The organism is Microcoleus sp. C2D2 (genome assembly GCF_036702495.1).
Classification (GTDB): domain Bacteria; phylum Cyanobacteriota; class Cyanobacteriia; order Cyanobacteriales; family Microcoleaceae; genus Microcoleus.
This window is the reverse complement of sequence record NZ_JAUBTO010000375.1, coordinates 1-1,710: the sequence shown is the minus strand read 5'-3', so window position 1 is coordinate 1,710 and position 1,710 is coordinate 1. Positions and strand designations below refer to the sequence as shown.

The following is a 1,710-nucleotide window of genomic DNA, read 5'->3' as shown; positions in this document are numbered from 1 at the left end:
AGTTTTTGAGTAACAGCTTGCCGGATATTTAAAGGCAGCTACTTTTAGATGCGCTCGTTTTTTAGTCTCAACTCCAGTCAAAGATGAGAAGGCAATATTTTCACAAAAAAAATGTGTTTAGTAGTAGTCTAATAAACACATTGTTAAATTTATCGGGGACTATCTTATGGGAGCGGGCTTCAATTCTACTTGTTCAAAGCGTCAAACTAAGTTGAATTTGAACCTGCCCAGTGCTACAGCATTAACAGAACAGATGCAAAGCTATTTTAGCGAGATAGAAGACCCGCGAGTACAACGTACCCGGAGCCATCTGTTAACAGATATTTTAATCATCGGAATTTTATCAGTCATTGCGGGAGGTAAGGGATGGGAAGATATGGAAAACTATGGGTTGAGCAAATTTGATTGGTTACGAGAATTTTTAGCTCTACCGAGTGGCATTCCTGGTGCAGATACTTTTCGACGAGTCTTTGAACGGATTAATCCTCAAGTATTTGAGCGTTGCTTTCAGAGGTGGGTTCCTACGAATAGTTAAAACAATTGGAGCGCAAGTAATTCCTATCGATGGCAAGACTCTTAGAAGTTCCTACGACAGAGAGCAGCAGAAATCAGCGTTGCATTTGACTTGCCCCAAAACCAGTCAACATCGTCTGGTTTTGGGGCAAGTCAAAGTAGCTGATAAATCGAATGAAATCACGGCAATTCCTGCCCTATTAGAACTGCTTGACCTCGCTGGAAGCATTATCACAATTGATGCAATGGGTACACAAACAGCAATTGCCACTCAAATATATAGTGCAAAAGCTGATTATATTTTAGCGCTTAAAGCCAACCATCCTAGACTTCATGGGCAAGTCAAGACTTGGTTTGACCAAGCGCTAGCTCTCAAATTTGAAGGCATATCCTTCAGCTACAACGAACAGATAGAGAAGGGACATCACCGTCTCGAAAAAAGACAAGTTTGGAGCGTCCCAGTTTCTCAACTATCACCGTTGCATCAACAATCGGATTGGCTGGGTCTAAAGACCCTGGTAATGGTAGTACGAATTCGGCATTTATGGAATAAAACTACTCATGAAGTCCAGTTTTATTTGACTAGTTTGGAAAGTGACGCTTGTAAGCTTGGACAGGCAATCCGTCTCCATTGGGGCATTGAGAATGGTCTGCATTGGACTTTAGATGTCACTTTCTCATAAGATGCTTGTCGTGTCCGAACGGGACATGCACCACATAATCTGGCATTACTACGACGAATAGCTCTTAATGCTTTAAACCGAGAGCAATCTTTTCGGCGTAGCAATCGGCATTCATCCAATCGAGCCGCAATGGATAATAACTATATGCTGACTATTCTTGCTGCTTGTTTATCCCACCCAACATGATGATGCCTCTAAATCCCCTTGTCAATAGCGTTTGAGATGCGCTTACCCTGACTGAAATATAAGGAGGAAAAATGTCAGGAGTCGTTAAGATTGAGATTCAGGAAACAGCAGAAGAACTGAAAGCTCTTCTGGCTCAACAGAAAGATGCTGTGTGCCACGAAAAACTGCAAGCTCTGTATTGGCTCAAAACCAAAATGGCAGATAGCGTATTGTCTGTTGCGGTGCGCGTCGGTAAACATCGTACCACAATCCTGGGGGGGTGACGACCCGCCCCAAACCCATAGTTAGTAAGGATTGAGCCAACTTGTGGTAAAAAAAGATAGGCAGC

General features: G+C 42.7%; 1 protein-coding gene and 1 pseudogene. Both read left to right on the top strand.

The annotated features are described in order from the left end of the window. Positions 1 to 166: 166 nt before the first annotated feature. Positions 167 to 1,382 (top strand): annotated as a pseudogene (locus QUB61_RS39305) (ISAs1 family transposase). A 71-nt stretch (positions 1,383 to 1,453) separates the two neighbouring features. Next, positions 1,454 to 1,645, top strand: a complete 192-nt coding sequence (locus tag QUB61_RS39300) for a helix-turn-helix domain-containing protein (protein WP_333136871.1) — start codon at positions 1,454 to 1,456, stop codon at positions 1,643 to 1,645. Positions 1,646 to 1,710 lie beyond the last annotated feature (65 nt).